Source organism: Bartonella sp. TS25HLJMH, from assembly GCF_042193505.1.
Taxonomy (GTDB): Bacteria; Pseudomonadota; Alphaproteobacteria; order Rhizobiales; family Rhizobiaceae; genus Bartonella; species Bartonella grahamii.
Genome location: NZ_JBHILV010000012.1, coordinates 23,086 through 45,199 on the forward strand (window position 1 = coordinate 23,086; position 22,114 = coordinate 45,199).

General features: G+C 39.2%; 11 protein-coding genes and 2 pseudogenes. 1 reads left to right on the forward strand and 12 read right to left on the reverse strand.

Annotation, left to right across the window (positions count from 1 at the left end; genetic code table 11):
• Positions 1–2 precede the first annotated feature (2 nt).
• Both trpS and murJ read right to left on the reverse strand, forming a co-directional pair.
• Positions 3–1,073: a tryptophan--tRNA ligase gene (gene trpS / locus ACFINF_RS06440; protein ID WP_375620156.1), complete on the reverse strand. Its 1,071-nt coding sequence runs from the start codon at positions 1,071–1,073 to the stop codon at positions 3–5.
• A 60-nt stretch (positions 1,074–1,133) separates the two neighbouring features.
• Positions 1,134–2,705: a murein biosynthesis integral membrane protein MurJ gene (murJ, locus tag ACFINF_RS06445; protein WP_375620177.1), complete on the reverse strand. Its 1,572-nt coding sequence runs from the start codon at positions 2,703–2,705 to the stop codon at positions 1,134–1,136.
• Between the two features lie 340 nt (positions 2,706–3,045).
• Here murJ and ACFINF_RS06450 point away from each other — a divergent pair.
• Positions 3,046–3,265 (forward strand): annotated as a pseudogene (locus ACFINF_RS06450) (integrase); the annotation flags it as partial.
• A gap of 289 nt (positions 3,266–3,554) precedes the next feature.
• Here the strand turns inward: ACFINF_RS06450 and ACFINF_RS06455 are convergent.
• From ACFINF_RS06455 to ACFINF_RS06500, 10 genes and pseudogenes are all read right to left on the reverse strand, one after another.
• A pseudogene (locus tag ACFINF_RS06455) lies at positions 3,555–6,785 on the reverse strand (BID domain-containing T4SS effector).
• A gap of 334 nt (positions 6,786–7,119) precedes the next feature.
• Positions 7,120–8,901 (reverse strand): BID domain-containing T4SS effector, encoded by a 1,782-nt coding sequence (locus ACFINF_RS06460; RefSeq protein WP_375620157.1) that lies wholly within the window; start codon positions 8,899–8,901, stop codon positions 7,120–7,122.
• Between the two features lie 210 nt (positions 8,902–9,111).
• The gene (locus ACFINF_RS06465) at positions 9,112–10,395 is read right to left on the reverse strand and encodes a BID domain-containing T4SS effector (RefSeq protein WP_375620158.1); all 1,284 of its coding nucleotides are present in this window, start codon (positions 10,393–10,395) and stop codon (positions 9,112–9,114) included.
• 331 nt (positions 10,396–10,726) lie between these two features.
• Positions 10,727–11,548, reverse strand: coding sequence for a BID domain-containing T4SS effector (locus tag ACFINF_RS06470; RefSeq protein ID WP_375620159.1), 822 nt, complete (start codon positions 11,546–11,548; stop codon positions 10,727–10,729).
• Between the two features lie 310 nt (positions 11,549–11,858).
• A complete protein-coding gene (locus tag ACFINF_RS06475; protein WP_375620160.1) occupies positions 11,859–13,238 on the reverse strand; it encodes a BID domain-containing T4SS effector in 1,380 nt (459 codons plus the stop codon).
• Positions 13,239–13,553: 315 nt separating this feature from the next.
• Positions 13,554–15,152 carry a BID domain-containing T4SS effector gene (locus tag ACFINF_RS06480; RefSeq protein ID WP_375620161.1) on the reverse strand — a complete coding sequence of 533 codons (1,599 nt, stop codon included), beginning with the start codon at positions 15,150–15,152 and terminating at the stop codon, positions 13,554–13,556.
• 10 nt (positions 15,153–15,162) lie between these two features.
• On the reverse strand, positions 15,163–15,363 hold the full coding sequence (locus tag ACFINF_RS06485) for a hypothetical protein (RefSeq protein WP_375620162.1): 201 nt from the start codon (positions 15,361–15,363) through the stop codon (positions 15,163–15,165).
• A gap of 1,008 nt (positions 15,364–16,371) precedes the next feature.
• The gene (gene traG, locus ACFINF_RS06490; RefSeq protein ID WP_375620178.1) at positions 16,372–18,288 is read right to left on the reverse strand and encodes a Ti-type conjugative transfer system protein TraG; all 1,917 of its coding nucleotides are present in this window, start codon (positions 18,286–18,288) and stop codon (positions 16,372–16,374) included.
• Positions 18,289–18,470: 182 nt separating this feature from the next.
• A complete protein-coding gene (locus ACFINF_RS06495) occupies positions 18,471–20,099 on the reverse strand; it encodes a BID domain-containing T4SS effector (protein ID WP_375620163.1) in 1,629 nt (542 codons plus the stop codon).
• Between the two features lie 379 nt (positions 20,100–20,478).
• Positions 20,479–22,113: a BID domain-containing T4SS effector gene (locus ACFINF_RS06500; RefSeq protein ID WP_375620164.1), complete on the reverse strand. Its 1,635-nt coding sequence runs from the start codon at positions 22,111–22,113 to the stop codon at positions 20,479–20,481.
• Between the last annotated feature and the right edge of the window lies 1 nt (position 22,114).

Sequence of the window (22,114 nt, forward strand, 5' to 3'; positions counted from 1 at the left end):
CTTTATGTGTCGTGCAAAAATCCAATAATTTCACGAATTTTTTTCATATTTTCTTCTGCGAGCATACTAGCACGTTCTGCGCCATCATGCAAAACAGAGTCAATATAATCACTTTCTTGATGCAGTCGACGTAATTCTTCTGTTATAGGGGCAAGCTTATGGACAACAAGGTCGGCTAGAGCTGTTTTAAAATGCGAAAATTGTTGACCAGAAAATTCTAAGAGAAGCTTTTCTTTGCTAACTTTGGAAAAGGCGGCATAAATACCAAGCAGGTTGTCCACTTCTGGTCGTTCTTTTAAAGCGGTAAGGGTATCGGGAAGAGGGGCCGAATCCGTTTTGGCTTTGCGTATTTTTTTTGCGATAAGATCAGCATCATCGGTCAAATTAATGCGTGAAAAATCTGAAGGATCCGATTTTGACATTTTTTTCGTCCCATCGCGTAAAGACATAACGCGTGTGGCTGTTGTTCCAATAAGCGCCTCTGGGAGGGGAAAGAAGCCTTGTCTTTTTTCTTCATCCGTTTTCATCGAGATACCAAAATTTAATTCGGCAATACGCTGTGCATAGTCGTTGTTAAATTTTTGTGCAATATCGCGTGTGAGTTCAACATGCTGTTTTTGATCTTCGCCTACTGGAACATGCGTTGCACGATAGACTAAAATATCAGCAGCCATCAAAGTGGGATAGGCAAAAAGCCCGATGGATGCTTTTTCACGATCTTTGCCTGCTTTATCTTTAAATTGTGTCATGCGTTGAAGCCAGCCGATACGGGCAACACAATTAAAAATCCAGGCGAGTTCAGCATGTTGAAAAACACGTGATTGGTTAAAAATAATGTGTTTTTGAGGATCAATACCGCAAGCTAAAAAGGCTGCTGTCACTGTTCTGGTGGATTCGCGTAAAGTAAGGGGATCTGGGTTGATTGTGAGCGCATGCATATCCACAACACAATAGAGGCAGTGATGAGAGTTTTGCAGTTCAACCCAACGCTGAATGGCTCCAAGATAATTGCCAAGATGTAAATGACCACTCGGTTGTACGCCGGAAAAGACAAGTGGTGTGAAGGTATCCATAGGAGTGCTCTTTCTTCAATTAAGGTTATTTGTTTTATTGTTTTTGACAAAGTATAGATATTATGAGCGTTTTTTCAAATTTTTAAGCGTGTGAAAAAAGGAATGGGTGTTGAATAAAAAATAGGCACAAAAATAGATCAAGAATATGCCAAGCATGATCCCAGCTAAGGTGCTGGCGCGCAAGAAAAAGGATGCTTGTGAAGATAAAGGAAAAGATAAAAAACCAAACACATTCAATCCGTAATAGAGGGCTAGTGCACTCAAAAGGGTTGCTATCATGAGACATAATATTCGCTTTATCAGTTGGAAGTCGTATTTCCAATAACCGCGTTTGATAAGGACACCCCAAAGCAACAGGGCGTTGACCCATCCAGAGGTAATTTCAGCAATAACAATGCCTCGTGCAGATAGAATAGGAAATAATGTTAAGGCGAGACTGATATTGATGAAAACGCAAATACCTGTAAAAATCATCGGTGTTTTGGTATCTTCATGGGCAAAAAAATTAGGAATAAAGACCTTAATGAGAACAAAAGCTGGAAGTCCTAGTCCATAAAGTTCCAGTAATTGTGCAACATGGTGTGTTGATTGACTGGTAAATTGTCCTCGCTCAAAGAGCAAACTGACAATAGGAGTGGAGAGCAGCAAAAAAGCGATGGATGCTGGAAGTGTTAACAATAGCGTTAATTCAATAGAGCGGTTTTGTAAATGGTGGGTTTCTTTGTGTTTTTTTCTTCGCAAAGCGCGTGTTAATTCTGGTAAAAGAACGGTTGCAACGGCAATGGCGATTACGCCTAGAGGCAATTGATAAAGACGATCAGCGTACATCAAAGAAGAGACAGCACCCGATTGACTAGAAGCAATGTTAGTATTAATGAGCAAATTGATTTGTGTGATGCCACCCGTGATGGCTGCTGGGAATGCTAAAGTTAATAGCTTGCGAACATTAGGACTTAAGTGGGGCTGTCGGAAGGAAACTTTCATTCCACTTTGACGCAAAGCAAGGGCAATTAAGGTGAGTTGAAGAAGCCCTGCTGCCAATACACCCCAAGAGAGATTTAAGCCGATATGCCAAGCGTCAAGTTTATAGATCCAAGCATAGGCAAGCACACTAATCAGAATAATGTTTAAAAATAATGGGGCAATGGCGGCAATAAAATAGCGTCGCAGAGCATTAAGCATGCCTCCCATCATGGCAGCAAGCGACATGCAGGTTAAATAGGGAAACATGATCGCAGTAAAGTGAATTGTAGCGTTAAATTTTGTTGCATCTTCGGTAAAACCTGGGGCAATAATGGTTCGTACCAAAAAAGGCATACTCAGTTCCATCGCAATCGTTAACAGTAAGAGCATCGAAAAGAGAACGCCAAAGACTTCTTCTGCAAATTTGCATGCTGTTTCTTGACCATCTTCAGTGATTTTTTTTGCAAAAAGAGGAATGAAAGCAGCGTTAAAGGCACCTTCAGCAAAAAAACGACGAAATGTGTTGGGAAAACGAAAAGCAGCGTTAAAGGCATCAGAAACAGGGCCAGTTCCTAGGGCTGCTGCCATAAGCATTTCGCGTACGAAGCCAAAAATACGGCTCATGAGGGTTCCGGAAGCAACTGTTGCAATTTTTTTAATCAATGTCATAAAGATATATCGGGTTCGTTGTAAAAGAGAAGCGATGATAGGAGAAATAAACCGTTTTAAATCGTAAAAATCTGATCTGTATCCCAATCAAGGATACTTTTTGTAAGCGTTTTACGACGGTGTTTATCTTTCTGTCAACAATGGTGCTTGAAGACTTTTTTATGCTCCTTGTTTACTGTTGCATTACACTTTTTATTGTTGCCATAAAATAATTAAAATTTCTTTTTCAAACTGAAATATGGGAGCGACATCATAACAGTTTGAAGGGACATATAGGGATATATAATGTTAATTTCTCTTTATGGTGTGATGTCGTGAATAGTGCACCCCCCAAAATACCCGTTCTGTTTTATGTAAGGGGCATGACCCTATTAAGGAACGCAAATAAAATAAAAGCGTGAAGCAATGTACAATCTCCATTATTTAAAGACAGTGCTTTAGATGTTTTTTAAAGTTGTAAGGCTAAGCTAAAAGGTGATGGCAAAGCTCGTGATTGGTTTTTACCTTTACGGCTTTATATTCTCTCAAAATTAGGCTGCCTTCCCATTTTAGAGATTACATAAACAAAAGAATAGGAAGACGTGATCTTTCAACAGCATTTTGTCTGTTTTTAGCACTATAGGTAATGAAAGTGATTAATTATCATTTTCAAAAATGATTGATCCTTTCATTTTGCTTGTTCAGGTTTCTTTTCACAGTTAATGAGGATAAAATCTGAGGAAATAAGATAAATTTGTTCTTTCATGGTTTCCATTCCCGTTGAGGTGCGATTGATTTGCCAATGAAAGCAGGCGGGTAAAGACTATCATTTTTACCAGAGATGCAAAAAAGTTAAAGTTTATGGACCCTTTAGATATTCATTGTCATTGCTTTTGCGTGCTCTGTTTGGTGAGGTTGAATATTTTCTTGTCTTTTAGGACTCTGATTGACGTTTTCTGTCATTTTTTGCACTTTAATTGCTTCTTTATCAAGAGTGTTGGAATATTTTTTTTCATTGTCTTTCTTTATAGATTAATGCTGGATAGATTGATATTGGTTTGGTGCTAAGCGCTCATCGAATTTATGGTTATAAAAATACATGGGTTGTATATGCTGTTCTATCTCTTTTATTTGCTTGATTATGTCCATAATCTCTTTTGCTTTAACGGTTGATGTGCCAAGACTCTTCGCAAGTCTTTCAGGATTATTTTCCTTTATAGCCTCATGCTCGTTCGAGGATAAGCGCTCATTGATTTTTTTGATATAAGTCCTTATCTCTCCCCTTAATTCAGGAGAGTTTGATAAAGTTTCTTGCTGTTGTGCTTTTGACAAGGAAAAGAGATTTTTCATCCAAGCTTCAGGAATTTTTACCGACTGTTCACACCGCCTTTGTTTTATATGATGGGTATGGAGAATATCTCTTTCTGTTTGTTTAAAAATATTGATATAACAATCAATGGCTCTACAGAGGGACAAAATATTTGCTTCAGCATGGGCGCGCGCGTTGTTTTTTATGCCAAATACATTGCTACCAGAAAGCTTAGAAATAGATTGGGGAGAGGTGGCAATTTGATAGGTGAGCTGTTCTCCTTCAGTATGATTTTCATGGATCATCTCAATTCTTTCCTGCAAAATATGACGATTGCCATAAATGATTTGGCACAAAGTTTCGATTTCTTTTCTTCTTGCTTGAATGGATGTGTTGTTTTTTATCCTTGTGGCAATTTCATTATTGGTAAGGGGGGCTATTGTTTCTGTGGGGATAAGCACTTCTTGCTGGTTTTGAACTTTTGGTGCTGTAAAGGAGAGGGCGTCACCGATTTTTAATGTCTGTATTTGCTCTGGGGTGAGATCCTTTTTATTTCCCAAGATGAAAATCCCGTTGGCATCAAGCATGAAGCCATTGGGACCACTGCCTCTGTAGAAGCCTTTATAGGTATGACCTTCTTTCGCTGTTGTAATAAGATGATGATGAATATTTTCAAACCCAATATGTTTCATATTGTCTATGAATTCTTTTAAAATAAGTATTTTTTCTGGATTTGAGATATCCTCAAGCAGATGTTTCATCTCTTCCTTATCGTTATGTTTTAGCGATGCAATACTGGCAAGATTCATGCGTTTTTCTGTTACAAGAGAAAAATCGAGCGTGTGGCCAGCAACTTGCCCAAGTTTTTCAAAAAACATTCGTTGTGTGCGTCCATTACCTTCTCTGAAGGGATGCGTATAGTTGAGCTGTATCAACATTTCAGTGACATGTTCAACAAATGTTTCGCGGGTTAAGCCTTTTAAGCTATTCGTTTCAGCAAGTATTTTATCTAAATTGTCTAGTCCCTCCTGTATCTGTTTTGTTGAGGCAAAAGAAATACCATCTTTTTTCATCATTGGCATATAAGCAACGGTACCATCTTCAAATGTAAATGGTTTTTCGCGTGTTTGTCCTGCCCATTCAAAAGTATTTTTAAATAGGGTGTGATGAATATATTGGAGATATGTGGAGGTTATTTTTTGTGGTGGCGCTTCTTGGCGCAGATGAATGATTGCTTTTGTTGTATCATGGGCACATTGCACTTTTAATTTTCTATAGTCTTTTATTCCATATTTATTTTTTAAGGTGATACTATTGGGGTAAAAGAAATTACGGTATATTGTCTTATTTTCTTCGGTCTCAGGCGGTGAGGATAATTTCTCCTGTAAGATGAGAGGGACGGTGTCCGTTTTTTTTGTACCAGTATCCCAGTATGCCATTGCTTTTTTTTGGGGCTGTTTTTCTATTTCTGGATGATCAGAGCGTGTTTCCTTTGTCATTTTGACAGATATTGGATCATTTGTCGCTGTATTACTGGTCTGTAAAATGTTTTTTTGGAAATCTTTTTGCATTTGCCTCATGGAGGAATCCGATTGAGCAATTGGTTTGGTCATTTGTTCTTGTTCTTGCAAACTTTGTGGCATAACTTCAATGCTGTCATGTAAAGCATGAGGGGCAATCCATGGTGAAAAATGGGATTTTTCCTTTTTTTTTGTTTGAATGGATGTGTTGTCTTTGCTTTTTTCAGTTATTTCATCGTTTTTAAGAGTGGCTCTTTTTTCTTCTGGAAGCAATGTTTTTTGCTGGGTTTTTTCTGGGTTTTGAACTTTTGGTGCTGTAAAGGAGAGGGGGGCACCGATTTTTAATGTCTGTATTTGCTCTGGGGTGAGATCTTTTTTATTTCCCAAGATGAAAATCCCGTTGGCATCAAGCATGAAGCCATTGGGTCCACTGCCTCTGTAGGTACCATGATAGGTTTCTCCTTCTTTTGCGACGATAGCGAGATGATAATTTTTTTCATCCAATCCAAGCTCTCTCATAGAGTTGGTGAATTCTCGTAAGAGGAGCAATTTTTCTGGATTTGAGATATCCTCAAGCAGATGCTTCATAGGCTCTGGATCACTATGTTCCATGGCAGCGGCGCGGACAAAGTCTTTACGTTTTTTGCTCACAAGAGAAAAGTCTAGCTCATGTCCTGCTGCTTGAGAGAGTTTTTCAACAAACAGTCTCTTTGTGCGCCTATTGCCCTCTCTGAAAGGATGCAAGTGGTGCAAATCTATCATTATACCAGCTGCTTGTTCAACGAATTCTTCGCGAGTTAAGCCTTGTAAATTATTCTTTTCAGCAAGCGTTTTATCTAACTTTTCTAGTCCCTCCTGTATTTTTCTGCCAATCGCAAAAGGTTTTGTAAATTCTTTTCTTTTCAAAATGGGCATAGAAGCAACAGTGCCATCTTCAAATGTAAAAGGCTCTTCGCGTGTTTGTCCGGCCCATTCAAATGCACGGGAAAAGAGGCGTTGATGAAGGTATTTTAGATAAGAGGCATTAAACTGCTCTGGTAGAGGTTCTTGGTGCAGTTTTATCATTTCTTTTTTTACATCATTAAAACAGCGTTCTTTTAATATTTCTTGCTCTTTGATGCGGTATTTATTTTTAAGCACTTTGCTATTGGGGTAGAAAAAATTTTGCGCTTCTTCATTGATTTGCTTTGAAATGGCTGCATTAATTGCAGAGTGTTGCTCTTGCAATTCTTCCTGTGTGGAAGAGGCACAATATTTAGTGTTTTCTTTCATGTATATTTCCTTTCAAAGGTTAACATTATTTTTTGAAAGCTTTTTTTACATTTTTTGCCTTTAATTATTTTCGTAGCGTTTTCTTCAAAGAAGAATGCCTATTTGAATGATTGAAAAAATTGACCTTATTCGCATGGAACCAAGTTAATCATGGAAAAAAGTTAAAGTGTGTAATTTTTATGAAGTATTATCGTGAAATTTTATCAATGAATTCTGTAAAATAATGGGGTGTCTTATTCAAAATTTTCTGTATTTCATACACCGTCTTTGGTGCAATCTTGGCAAGATAATTGCACCAAAGTTTTGGATAAAAAGCCAACAATTAGGAGATTTATCACGACAAAGCTATTGCCTTTGATGTTTCGGCTCTGCGCGGTCGAACATGCGGCTGGTCTTCTTGTCTAGAAGTTTCTGCAACTTCTTGATGCCGCTTTGCTGTTGAGCGTTCAGGCAGCTTTGGGGGCTGCGATAAGCTTTGCTGCTTTTGTAATTTTTTATCGAGATCGGTAGGTGGTTGATAACGTTGTTGTTGTTCTGCCTGATGGTTTTGCACAATGGTTTCTCTTAACTGTTTTACAGTTTCAGCATAATCCTTAATGACGGTACACAGGGTAGGAAGATTTTCTTCAGCGGCTTTGCGTGCTCCATTTTTTATGCCAAGGACTTGCCTACCAGCAAGCGGAGCAAAAGATCTAGAAGGGTTTTCAATTTGAAATACAAGCTCTTCTCCTATATCCGGAATTTTTTGCATATCTTCTATGTTATATTGCAAAATAAATGGATCATTATAAACAATTTGGCACCAATATTCGATCTCTCTTTGACCATATCGAACCGATGGATCTTGTTGAACTCTGCGGGCAATTTCCTCATTTGAGAGAGGCTTTATTTTCTTTTCTGAATTGAGCGGATTTTGTAAATGTTGATTTGTTAGCTCTTCCTCGTGTGTTTGTCGCTGATGTTGTTGTTCCGTGTGAGAACCTTGTAAAATATTTTCACTTTTTGTATATTTTGAAGTATACACATAACCGTTAATGGCAGCACATAGGGTGGGAAGAGTTTCTTCAGCTTTTCTGCGCGCATGATTTTTTATGCCAAGAACTTTTCTACCAGCAAGCTTAGAAATAGACTTAGGCTGTTCTGTAACATCCCATAAGAGCTGTTCTCCCATATCGGGGTTTTCTTTGATTGCTTCTATTCTTTCACTTAAAATAAGCCGGTCGCCATAAACTTTTTCGCACAAAAATCGTATTTCTTCTTGATATGCTACGAGCAATAGCTCTCTTTCCATTGTATTAATAGATGGTTTTTGTCCGTGAGACGATTTTGGTTGTTCAATTGCTGTGTGTGGAGAGGAAGGTTTTTGGACGACAGTATCGCTTTGTTTTCTGTTTTCCATACGGTGCGGTTTTCTTGAAGGCGGGACGGCATATGTTCCACTGTCTTGTGATGATGAACTGCTTTGCTGCCTGACTTTCATATGTAATGGTGTTTTGGGTCTAACACTTGGTTCATGTGTTTCAGGATTTTGGATTTTTGTGCCGTTTTGCACTCTGTCTCTCATGCGTGGAGGAGGGGGCGGAGCTACTTTTGTCTGTAGGAAGGGGGACTCTTGAACTGTTGTTTTGTTTTGTTGCCTATCTTTTTCGCGTGGAGGTCTTTGTGGCGCTGCTTTTGTGTGCGGAGAGGAGTTCTCTTGGATTTTTGTGCTGGGGATTTTTGTGCCGGTTTGTGTTTTTTCTCTCATGCGTGGAGGAGGGGGCGGAGCCACTTTTGTCTGTAGGGAGGGGGACTCTTGAACTGTTGGTTTATGTTGTTGTCTCTCTTTTGCACGCGGAGGTTTTGGCGGAGCCACTTTTTTTTGTGGGGGAGGCGTCTCTTGGTTTTTGGCGTTAGGAGGCATTGTGCTGGTTTGCACTCGGTTTTTCATGTGTGTGGGGGGCGGTGGAGCAACCTTTGGGTGGTGTGATAAATTTTCTGGGCGTTTTTGTACAGTTGGTTTTGGCAAACTTTGAGAAACTTGCGGAGGGCGGGGGCTGGTGGGGGATTGTTCAGTCTGTTGTTGAAATTTTTCCATCATTTCGGTGATAAAAGGGGAAGGATTTCTTTTTTTCATATATGTTCCTTTCAAACTCTTCAAATATTGTTTTTAAATACTATTTAAAAATATGCGTTGGTGTTTATTCTATTTTATGCTTTTTTACTCGGTCTTTACGAGAGCAGATATGAAACTGAATTGTTTCACAAGATTGGGCTTTCTTGGCGCAAACACCCCTGTTCTGTGTTGCGCCAAGATGTTGGATTTAATGTGAAAACTTATGTCTGTTTAGCTGGCAAAAGCCATCGCTTTTGGGGCGGCAGTTTTGCGAGGACGAATATCTATTTCTCTTTGTTGTCCAAGGAGTGTTGTTCCTTCATGCGTTACTGTTGAAGGCTCAGTGCGTTGAGCAGACGGTGAGACGCTTTGTTGTTGATGCAAATCTTGCGCCCGTTTATAAGATGGTTCATGGCGCTTTTGTTTTGCCTGCTCGGTTTGCAAAATGCTCTCTCTTACTTGTGTTACAGCCGTTGCATAATTATCAGTGGCGTCAATGAGGTGGGAAAGACCAGCTTCAGCATGTCTGCGTGCTTGATTTTTAAAGCCACAAAGATTGATACCAGCGTACTTGTGAAAAGATTGAGGATTTCCGACAAGTTGCTGTCCGAGTGCTTCTATCGTTTCAGGGTTTTGGAAAAGCGCTTCTATTTGTGATTGTAAAATATTTTCGTTTCCAAAAACAACAGTGCACCAATATTTGATTTGGGCATGGTGTCTTTTGACTTTTGAATGTTGGTGAATTTGGGTGGAAATTTCTGCCTTTGAAAGAGTTTCTTTTTCACAATGATCTGGTTTTTGTAGAAGTTCAGCGACGGCTTCCTTCCCCATTAAACGTTCATAGTTTTTGAGTTCTTGCTCTGGAGATTGTAAGAGGTTCTCTCTTGCCTGTTTTACAGCTTTTGTATAACAATCAATGGTGAGACTGAGAGCGGAATAACTCTCTTCCGCTTGTCTACGTGCTCGATTTTTGAAGCCCAACGCGCTGGTGCCTGAAAGTTTAGCGATACTTTCAGGATATGCTGCCATGCGCCATGAGAGCTCCTCTCCTGCAGCGGGATTTCTTTGAATTTCTTGCATTTTTTCTTGCAAAATGTTTGGGTTACCATAGGCACTTGCGGATAAACGTTGGATTTCCTTTCGATATGTTTGAACCAATGAATGATGTGGAAGCAATTGAATGATTTCTTCCTCTGAGAGAACTCTTGTTGCCCTTTTTAGAGAAACTTGTGAAGTAACTGTTGAGTGTGTCGTTTCATGTTTTTGCTGCCTTTTGGTAGAGTTGCCTCTTGTTAGAAGCGTTGTTGGATTTGTTGATGCATATACAGCTTCTTCTTTTAAAAGAGATTGTCTTTCCTCATCTTTTTCTGGTATGGATGACAACCTTTTGCTTTGTGAAGGAGCTTCTTTATAGAGGCTTTCTGGGTTTGTAACCTCTGCCGCCGCTTTTTCATAGAGCGCTATAAGTTCTTGTATTGAAGGGGATGGAAAAGGGTGAGGGTGATATTTTTTCATGCATGTTTCCTTTCAATAATTGTTTTAGAAAACCTCTTTGGTGCACACTCTCGCCCTTTATATTTTTATGGTTTTTATAAGAAGATATCAAAATTGAGTGATCTCCAAAGACCGACGCTATTTATCACCATCGTAATGGGAATTTGTGTCTTTTATACAGTTTTTTTGTGAAATTTTATCAATAAGTTTATAGTCAATTACTGAATCCATTTTTAGGACTATTTTCTGTTACAAGATAAAACAATTCTTGGCGCAATCGCAATGAAACGATTTACGCCAAGAGATTAGATTACATGAAAAACAAAAGTTTATGTGTTTTTACGTTTATGCCTTACACGGCATAAGCCACTCCTTTTTCGGTTGCATGTTTTCGTTGTTGTGAATTGTGCTCCGGATTAGCGTGTTCTCTTCCTTTTGCGTGATGATGGCGATGATGGTGGTGGTGATGTCTGTGCTCTGAGTCTCTTTCTGGACTTTCGTGTCTTTGACCTCTTTCTCTTTCCTGCTCCCGTGTAAACTGTTTATGGAGCTTTTGTGTAGTATGGATATGTCTCTCAAGAGCTGAGCAAAGGGGAGAAAAACCATCTTCAGCTTCTTTGCGTGCTTGACTTTTTATGCCAAGTGCTTTTCTACCAGCAAGCTTAGCAGGGCTTTCAGGATTTTCTGCAAGGTCCCGTAAGACTTTTTCTGCATTCTTGGGATCGTCAAGAATCTTAGAAAGTTGTTCATTCAAAGCATGTTCGTTACCATAAACAACTTTGCTCCACTCTTGGACTTCTCTTACACCATATTGGAAGTTTGTGTTTTGTAAAAGCTTTCTAGTAACTTCATCTTTCGGAGACCTAGGAGGGGTTGGTGTCCTTTCTGCGCTAGCTCCTGTATGGGCAGCTTGGCTTGTTTGCTGTTGGTGGTTTCCTCTGCCTCCTCTTGTGTTAACCTCTGCGTAGATAGTTTCACTTGGGTGCTGTTGGTGGTTTCCTCTGCTTCCTCTTGTGTTAACCTCTGCGTAGACAGTTTCACCTGGGTGCTGTTGGTGGTTTCCTGTGCTAACATCGGCGTAGATGACTTCCTCTGTGGAGGGGGTGTGAGGCGTTCTGGATGGTTTATTAACCTTTGCGTATAAGGGGTCTGGGTTAGGTTGATTTTTCTTCATGCGAGTTTCCTTTCAATATTTTAGAAAACCTCTTTGGCGCACTCTCCACCTTTACGCTTTAATAGCGTTGTTACAAAGGAGGATGTTCATTTGAATGACTTCCAAAGATCCTCCGCTATTTGCAATTATCGTAATCGATATTTATGACTTTTATACAGCTTTTTTATGAAATTTTATCAATAAGTTACATTAAAATTACGGGGAGCTATTTTGAAGGATGTTTTTCGTAATATTGCATAAAAAACCTAGCGCACTTCATACAAAACGACTTGCACTAGGAGATTAGGTAAAAGGCAAAATTTATGCATGCTCACAGTGCAAAAGCCACTCCTTTTTGGCTTTGTTGCCTGCGTGATTGCACATCATGCTGTGGAGGATTTTGGCGTTGTTCTCTTGCGTGATGATGGTGATGATGATGTGTTCTTTGTGTAGCTCTTCTTTCTGGACTTTCTCCTCTCTCAAGATCTTTTTGTTTTTCTTGGCTCTTTGTAAGGCTCTTGTATTGTGTTTCTACAGTTTCCGCATGCCTTTTAAGAACTCTAGATAGGGATTTTACGCCTTCTTCAGCGTGTTTGCGTTGTGGGGATTTTATACCCAGTACTTTTCTACCGGCAAGTTTACCAACGCTTTCAGGATCTGCTGCAACATCTTGTGCGATTTGTCGTCCTTGTTCAGGATTTTCAAGAATCTTGGTAAGTTGCTCCTGCAAAGCATTCGGGTTTCCAAAAACAATTCGGGACCAATGGCAGACTTCGTCTGCACCGTATTGGACACGTAAGTCTTCTTGAAGATTTTTAGTTACTTGTTTTTTTGTCAGAGGTGTTGTTCTGTTTGGTGTAGGACCTTCTGCAGAGGCATTTTCTGTGGGTCCTTGGGGTGTGTGTCCTCCATTTTTCACCGTGTCAATTCCTTCGTAGAGGGGATTTTCTCGGACTTCATATTCACCTAGATCCCGCAGATCAGTTACTGCATAGGGGTCTACTAGTTTTCGGGGATTTTGCCCACCACGCGGTGCCGCATAGGCAGATTCTGGTGGGTTTTGGGGTGCATAGATAGTTTCTGTTGGTTGTTGGGGGTTCTGGCTATTTTCCACCATGCTAGATGTTTGGTAGAGGGGATTTTCTAGGCGTTGATAGTCTGGCCCCCCATTTCCTCCCACATTAACCTCTTCGTAGATGTGTTCTTCTAATTGTGGATGAGGGGGCTGTCCATTTTGCACCATGCTAGATGTTTGGTAGAGGGGATTTTCTAGGCGTTGATAGTCTGGCTCCCCATTTCCTCCCACCTCAACCTCTTCGTAGATGTGTTCTTCTAATTGTGGCTCTTGGGAGTGCCCTCCATTTTGCACTATGCCAGATCCTTCGTAGAGGGGATTTTTTAGGCTGTAATATCCTGACCCCCCACCTAGATTCTGCAGATCAGTTATTGCATAGGGGTCTACTCGTTTTTGGGGATCTGGCCCACCACGCGGTGTTGCATAGGCAGATTCTGGTGGGTTTTGGGGGGCATAGATAGTTCCTAGTGGGGTTTGGGGGGCATAGATAGTTGACTGTTTGGGTTGTTTCCCTCTGGGCTTATTCACCTTTGCATAGATGGGTTCTGGATTAGATCCTTGGTTAGTTTGTTCAAAGCGTTGTCTTAATCCTTGTATCGAAGGCTTTTTAGAAGGGGATTGTAGATTTATTTTCATGCCTGTTTCCTTTCACGATCTGTTTTTAGAAAACCTTTTTGGCGCACTCTCCACCTTTATGCTTTAATAGCTTTACTACAAAGGAGGATGTCCATTTGAAGGGTCTTCAAAAATCCTCCGCTATTTGCGACTACCGTAATCGATGTTTATGACTTTTATACAGCTTTTTTATGAAATTTTATCAATAAGTTATAGTAAATTACAGGATTCATTTTTAGGACTATTTTTTGTAACATTCTAAAACAACTGGTGAGCGCAATGGAGATAAAATGATTTACGCCAAGAGTTAGTTGGAAGGCAAAAGTTCACGCGTTTTTAGCCGGTAAGAGCAAGTGATGAAGAGCGATTAACTTTTAGGGTGGAAGCTTGACATTGTGCTTCTTTGGTGTTCCTTACAGTATTCGCAATTTCTTTTGCTCTGCTTTCCGATGTCCCAAGTAGGCAAGCTAGTCTGGTGTAATCTTTTTCTTGTACGGCTTTACGATCTTCTGAGGATAGACGATTGTGTAGTTGGCGCGAAAAGTGATGGAGTTCTTGTCGCAGTGAACGAGAATGCAATAAAGCTTCTCTTTGTTGTTCTCTTGGTAAGGCAAATAGGTTTTGTAAATTTTTTTCAGGTGTTTTGACAGTGTGGCTCAGGCGTTTTTGTTCTCTTTGATGTTGCTCTAAAATTTCTTCTTTTGTTTGTTCTGTTATTGTGGCATAGCTCTTAAGGGTTTGGCTGAGTTGTGGAGCAGTTTGTTCCGCCTTTCTACGATTTGGACTTTTCATGCCAAGTATTTTTCTTCCTGCAAGTTTAGAAATTGATTGAGGGTTTTGTAAAATTTCATTGGCAAACTGATCTCCTAAGCTTGGATCTGCCGTTAAGATATCTGTTTTTGTCTTTAATGCGTGGGCTTTACCATAAACAATCTTTGATAAATTTTCGATTTCTTTTCGGCATGCTTCAACATAAGCGTCATTTGAAATTCTTGTGAATAACTCTTCATGTGTAAGAGGTGCTAATGTTTCTTTTGGGATCAGTGTTTCTTGTAAGCTTTGAACGTTGGTTTTTTGAAAGCAGAGGCGGGCACCGTTGAGTAATGTTTTGACGAGTTCTGGGGGGAGATCATCTTTGTGGCCGACGACGAAAGCACCTTCTATTTCCATGACAAAACCTTCTGCTGAAAAACCTCTAAAAATGCCTTTATAGGGGATCCCTTCTTTTGCGGCAACAACAATACGATTGTTAATTTCATCCAGTCCAGCATTTCTCATTTGGAAGATGAATTCTTTTAAAACAAGGGATTTTTGCGGATGCGTGATATCTTCAAAAAGATCTTTCATCGGTTGGGGATTGCCATATTGCATGGCTTCAATACAAGCTGCTGTCATGCGTCCTTTTGTGATGAAAGAAAAGTCAATGGTATATCCTGCTGCTTGTCCAAGTTTTTCCATAAACATTCGATTTACGCGCCCATTTCCTTTTCGGAAAGGATGTGCGTGCTCGAGTACCATAAAAACTTCAGCGGCATTTTCAGCAAATTCTTGGCGCGATAAACCTTTTAAATTGTTCTTCTCATTAAGTGTTTTTTCGAGTTGTTTTAGTTTTTTTTGAATCTGCGGTCCGACAGCAAAAGGGACTTCATAACCTTTGGGACGCATCGCCGGCATATGGGCAGAGGTTCCATCTTCAAATGTAAAGGATACATCGCGGGTTTTTCCAGCCCATTCAAAAGTTTTGTGGAAGAGGCTCCAGTGAATTAATTTTAAATAAGTGGAATCAAATTTTTGTGGAAGTGGTTCATAGCGAAAATTGACCGCTTCTCTGGCGGTATCATGGGCACAGCGTTCATACAGTTTTTTGGGGTCTTTTATGCCATATTTATTTTTGAGTGTTAGGGTACCTTTATATAAATAATTTTTCTCTAACATATAATCTCTCCTAGGTAGGGTGGTGGTTGATAAGCGTCTTAAACGCTGCATGTGAAAAATTCCCCTTCGCGTATTCTTTTGAGATTTTTGGTGTTATGAGAGGGAGTGCTTTTTCCTCAAGTGTATGGATGGTTGTATCGATCGTTTTGTGATACTTGCGAAAGGTTTTTGGTGTGAGAAATGCCAAATGTTCTATTGTGATTGTTTTCATGTATATTTTCTTTTTTCATTTATTTTTGGAAATCTTTTCTGATATTTCTTTTTGTTTATTATCCTGTTGTACTGTAAAATACTGGTATTGAGGGCGCTGATATGAAGCCCATGAGTGGTCAGAAAATGGATTGTCTACAAATTGACTCTGGAAAAACCTTCATTCTTTGAGCTGTAAGGAAGGGGTCAAAAAGAAAAATGTTGCTTAAAATTGTTGGTTTTTTGCTTTTAACAAAGTTATTTGCAAGAGCGCTTTGATGAAGATCGTGGATATGGCGGGTGCAATCGCTCTTGGTTTGCGGATGGAGTTGGTACTTTTCATACACAGTACTCAGATTAGTGAATCTAAGGGCAAAAGCAGTCATCAAGAATTTTTCTCCATTATGTTTTTCTTATTGCTTCATACGAACATCTTGTTTGTGTTTTTTTTAAAACAAATTGTTTTTTATTTTGTATTATTGCTCTCATTGTATTGCACTGCTTTAAGATCCATAAGAGAGGAAACCCTTTCTTTGGTTGGGGAGAAAAGCCTTTTTCAGCGCTTTATCATTAAAATAGAACACTTTATGATATCGTAAAGGGGGAAAAGCTTGTATAAGAATGATTTATTCATTTTGATGTATATCTTAAATATTTTTTGGGAAAAAATCGATGTTCTTGAGTGTAGGTGTTTTGAGAGTTCTTATCTCAAAGATCAAATTTTGGGTTGTTTGTAGGGGATAAATTATAAACAAAAAGCTTTGTAGGAATGTATTTGCAGGACGTTCTCAAGTGGAAATGTTGGTTTGGTTATAGGTGATTTGAGGGGGGTGGACTTTCTTGTAAAGACGATGGGTACTGGTAAAACGATACACAAAATACAAAAAGGAAAAAACACGGATTTTTTATCATGTTTTCCTTATGTGTGAAGAAGCGGTCAAAAACTTTTTGTTAACGGGTTTTTAAAAAATAGAAATGTATGTTGTTTTTGTGGTTGATCTTTTCATAGTCAAGATCTCATAATAGGAAGTTAGTTTTTCTTTTGTGGAGCAAAGCGGTTTTTTGCAGCTGCGGCTAACATTTCTTTTCTTCTGAAATAGATGGCGCGTCCACATCGCAAAGGGGGTTGTCCTTGCATAAGAATAATTTGTTCATCTTGACGCATTTCTTGAATTACCTCATGGGGTAAAATCAGGGCTCTTTGTTGGTAATTGACGTTGTATGAACTCTTTCCTAAAGATAAGCCTCTTGATTTGTTCGTTCCGGTTACTTCAACAGTCATTTGGCCACAGCGTTCTGAAATATCTTTGGCAGTTTGGAAGTCTTTAATGGCAGCATAGCTGACAAAGGAACAACTTTCAAACCATGAACGTGCTCCTGCTTCTCCAAAGTGGTTGACCAACTGACCAGAGGATTGATAGAAGAGCATCAAGGATGTACCGTATTTACGTCCACGATCGCGCGCTTCTTCTAAAATATTCATATAGCCTAGAAGATCAACTTCATCTAAGACGAATAAAACACGCTTTTTATAGTTACCGTCTGCTGTAACCATGGCATTGAGAAAGGCGCCAATAATCACGCGTCCAATAGCTGGATAACTGTTTAAAATGCTTGCGGGGAGATTGAGAAAAACATCTGTATTGCCATTTGCAATATCTGAGGAAAAAAAATCATCTCCGCAGACAAGATCTGCGTAATTGGACAAAGAAAGCCATTGAGTGTCTTTTGATGCGGTTGTATAGACTCCTGAAAAGGTTTGCTCTGCCATTTCTGTAAAAATACCAACCATTTCGCGAATAAAAGGAGAAGGTGTTGTTTCTTGAATCATACGTAGTTGATTGACAACAGCTGTTTCTGATTGAGAGAGAATTCCACGCAATGTTTTTAAATTGCGCTCGGTGTCGTTATATTCATCAGAAAATATAACATGAGCAAGAAGAGCTGTTAAAAGGTTATGAGCTTGTGTCGAGAAATATTCCGCTGAAGAATTTTCTGATTTTTTATCTGTAAGAAGCAACTTAGCAAAGCTTACAATATTTGCTTCGCGTTGTGTGCGTGGTACGCTGTCGTCTAAAAGCCAATCGATGACATTAAAATTTTTTGTTAAAAATGAATTTGGATCGAGAACAATGACATTTCTATTCCCCATCTTTTGACGCGCAAATTTGACCATTGGGGCAACTTCTGTTGAAGGATCAAGACAAATAATAGACCCTGGATAGGTTAAACACGTGGGAACCACTGTACTTGTTGTTTTATAGCCACCAGAACCAGCAAAAAAGATCATATGAGTTGAACCAAAATCAAGGTTAAAGGTTAGCAAAGGGGCTGTCCCACCCTTTCCCCATGTTGTTTTATTGCCAGGTGCAAAGGGAATTTTGCACACATTATCTTGATCAACACGGTATCTTTCACCCACAACAATTTGCCCATTGGCAGGAAAAATTTTCGCTGCCTCTCTTAAATTCATCCATGCGGATTCACCAAACACACCTTTTTTTGCACGTTTGACCTTATTTTTAGGTGGAGAGGTTGTTATAAATTGGATTGCTAAAAGAAAAAGGCCAATGATGACGCCAAAGACAACCATGGGGTCCATGAATTGAAGCGCATAGTTCCACGTTATTCCTTGTTGGCCTACATAGGGACCTAAACGTTTTATTTCTCCACCAATATAGTAAAGAGCTGTGGTTCCAAAAAAGATAAGGGAAACGAAAGTAATTCCTTTACGTAAGTGCAGTTTTTGCGAGAGACTATAAAACAATGACACAGCAGCTGTTAGTGCTAGGACTAGTAAAGGTTCTGAACGAAGAGTCCAATAAATTTGATTGCTCTTTAGTCCATTTATTATAAACAACAAAAAATGAGGAACAAGGAATATCGTTAAAGAACCTAAAGCAATAGGTGTTAAAATGAGTATCATTTGTGTCTTGGTATATTTCATCATGTCTTACTTTCGGTTTTAGTAGGCGGTTTTGGCGGTCGGTTTTATCGGGATATACTGTAAAATGGTATTTTAAAAATCGGTGATATGGCGCTTAACGCTCCCACTTTTATGGAAAAGAGAGTGTCAAAGCACTCCTTTGCCATGCGTATTCAAAGGAAGATGCAAATTTTCACAGCTTTTTAGCTTGCTATAGCGAGCACATTTGAGCGATTTAGTCTGCGTATGTGGACTTGCTCATGTGCTTCTTTGGCCTTCTGAACAATGTTGGTAATTTCTTGTGCTTTCTGTTCTGATACACCAATACTTTTCGCGAGTGTTTCATAATCATGGTTTCTGATCGCATTATATTCGTTTGATGAGAGACGATGCTCTAAATTGCGTACAAGAGTGCGGAGTTCTTGGTACAAGTGAGGAGATTGAGACAAGACTTCTTTTTGTAATTCCGGTGATAAGGAAAGGAGATTTTGCAAGTCTTTACTTGGCTTCTCGACCGCTTTTCCGCAACGGTCTTGTTCGATTTTATGTTCTTGAGTGATTGCATGACGCATATATTTTACAGCAGTCGCATAATTCGTCACTGCGGTACAGAGCAGATTAACATGATCTTCAGCATTTTGGCGCATTTGACTTTTAAAGCTAAAAATATTGACACCTGCAAGATGAGAAATAGAATGAGGAGAGCGCTCAATCTGATTAGCAAGCTTTTGGCCTGAGTCTGGATTTTTAAAAACTTCTTCCATCCGTTCTTCTAATGCTGCTGAGTTGCCATAAACAATTTTTGACAAATGTTGAATTTGATCTCGAGCTGTGTAGACACGGTTACTATCCGCAACCCTTCTGATAAATTCACTGTTTGTTAGAGGTGCTAATGTCTCTTTGGGGATAAGCGTGTTTTCAAGCTCTTCGGCTTTGGGGGTTGTAAAGACAATTGTACCACCGGGTTTTAATGTTTTTATTTGCTCTGGTGTGAGAGAATCTTTATTGCCAAGGATGTAAGTACCTTGCGCATAGACTACAAAGCTATTCAAACCAACACTTTTATAGGTGCCCATGTAAGTTTCGCCTTCTTTTGCAACCACAACAAGACGATCATTAACATCGCACCCAACTTCTTTCATGTTGTTCATGAATTCTTTTAAAATACATATTTTTTTTGGATTGGAGATATCTTCAAAAAGATCTTGCATCGCTTGTGTATTGCCATATTGTGCTGCTTCGGTATAGGCAGCCATCATGCGTTCTTTTGTGGCAAGCGAAAAATCAAGTTGATGTTCTGCTGCTTTGGCGAGATTTTCAAAAAAGAATTCTGTTGCGTGTTCATTGCCATCTATGAATGGGTGTATATTTTTGAAAGAGATAAACAATTTTACTGCTTCAGAGTTGAATTCTTCGCGCGTTAAGCCCTGCAAATTTTCTTTTTCGGCAAGCATTCTCTCTAATTTTTGTAATTTTTCGAGAATTTCCCCATCGCTTGCAAAAGCATTGCCCAATTCTGCTCTTTTCATTTCTGGCATGGCGGCAACGCTACCGTCTGCAAATGTGAAGGGAACAGTGCGTATCTTTCCAGCCCATTCAAATGTATTTTTAAACAATTGATGATGGATATAGCATAGATAATCAGCATCAAAATATTCTGGTAGGGGTTCTTGACGCAGAACCTTTAATGCCTGTTCTGTGTCATGCGAACATTTTTCCAGAAAGAGTTTTAAATCTTTTTCTCCATATTTATTTTTGAGTATTTGGGTACCAGGATAGACATAATGATGGGGTGAGGGGATTCCTTTTGTTTTCGACTTCGCTTTTGGCATAATAACCTCCTTATAATGTCAATATGATTCATAGGGGTATTAAATTTTTGTGTGAAGTGTTCCTTTTCGCCTGTTCTTCCTATTCTCCTCTTAAATGAAGCTCTTTTCTTTCAAGTGTGTAGATGCTGATTGCTCTGTATTAGATTCTTCTTCGTGATATTTTTATAATTCTTCTAACGTTAAAGTAACCATCGCTGTATCTTACCTTTAATTCTTTTAGTATGGACCATAGTGTGGACCTAAAATGACGGAATAGAGCGTGAAATACTTCCTCCTTTATTGACGGATATGGCATTCTTTTTTTCTCATAAGGGAGAGAGTGTTAAAACATCTTCCAACTTATGGGATGTTTAAATGAATTAGAAACCACTCAAAGTGTTTAGCTAGCCATAGCGAGCACTTTTGAGCGGCTGACTGTACGCAATTGCAATTGTTGGTGTACTTCTTTGGCTTGCTTAGTGATTTCGGCAATTTCCTGTGCTTTGTGTTCTGAAACACCAAGACTTTTCGCGAGTGTTTCATGATCATTGTTCTTCAGCGCTCTCTGTTCGCTTAGTGAGAGACGGCTATTAATGTTTTTTACAAAGTCGGTAAGCTCTTTTTGAAGTAAAGGATTTTTTACTAAAGCTTCTTGCTGTAATTCTTTTGGCAAGGTGAAGAGCTCTTGTAAGCTTTTGCTTGGCATTTTTACTATTTTTGCACGATCATTTCGTTCTGTTGCATGTTCTTGAGTAATTTCCTTCTCCGCATGTTTTACAGCATGGGCGAAATTTGCAACGGCAGTACAGAGCATCTCAAGATGATTTTTAGCGTTTGCACGTGCTTGATTTTGTAGTCCACATAAACTGAAACCTGCAAGATGAGAAACAGAGTGCGGTGCTCTTTCAATTTGGTTGGCGAGCTGTTGGCCTAAGCTTGGATTTTTGATGATCTCTATCATCTGTTTGTCTAATATTTTTTCGTTACTATAAACAATTTTTGCCAATTTTTTGACCTGTTTTAGGCTTGCGTGGACACAGGCATCTTGTGCAATCATTTCGGACATTTCATTTTTCGCCAAAGGAGCTAATTTCTCTTCTGGGATGAGAATGCTTTCAAGCTCTTTTGTTTTTGGGACTGTAAAGGTAAATTTGTCACCGGGTTTTAATGTTTTGAGTTGTTCTGGTGTGAGATGCTCTTTATTGCCGATGATGTAAGCACCTTTGACGTTGAGCGCAAAGCCTTCAAGACCAGCACCTCTATACATCCCTGTGTAAGTTTTACCTTCGTTTGCAACCATAACGGGACGATCATTAACATTGCGCCCAAGTTCTTTCATGTTGTTCATGAATTCTTTTAAAAGAAGTATTTTTTCTGGATTAGAGATATCCTCAAATAGATGTTGCATTGGTTCTAGATCACCATTTTCTGCTACAGCAACACTGGCGAGCATCATACGTTCTTTTGTAACAAGTGAAAAATCAAGCTGATGGCCTGCTGCTTGAGCGAGCTTTTCAAAAAAGATCCGTTGTGTACGTCCGTTGCCTTCTCTAAAAGGATGGAGTTGATTAAGGAAGTTAAATAAGCTTATTCCTTCAGAGTTAAATTTCTCACGCGTTAAGCCTTGCAAATTATCTTTTTCGGCAAGTGTTTGATCTAATTTTTGTAAACCTTCAGGGATTTCATCACCGAGTGCAAAAGGATTTTCCCATCCTGTTCTTTTCATTTCGGGCATAGCGGCTGTGGTACCATCTTCAAATGTAAAGGGAAGATGGCGAAGATGACCAGCCCATTCAAAGGTATTTTTAAACAACTGATAATGAATAGAGCATAGATAGGAAGTATCAAATTTTTCTGGTAGGGGGGCTTCACGCAGATTAACCATCGCTTTTGCTGTATCATGCGAGCATTTCTCCAGAAAGGATTTAAAGTCTTTTATTCCATATTTATTTTTGAGTGTTGTGGTGTTCGGGTAGACATAATGATGGGGAGAAACTGTTTGGATATTTTTTGTTTTTTCTTTTGCTTTTGGCATC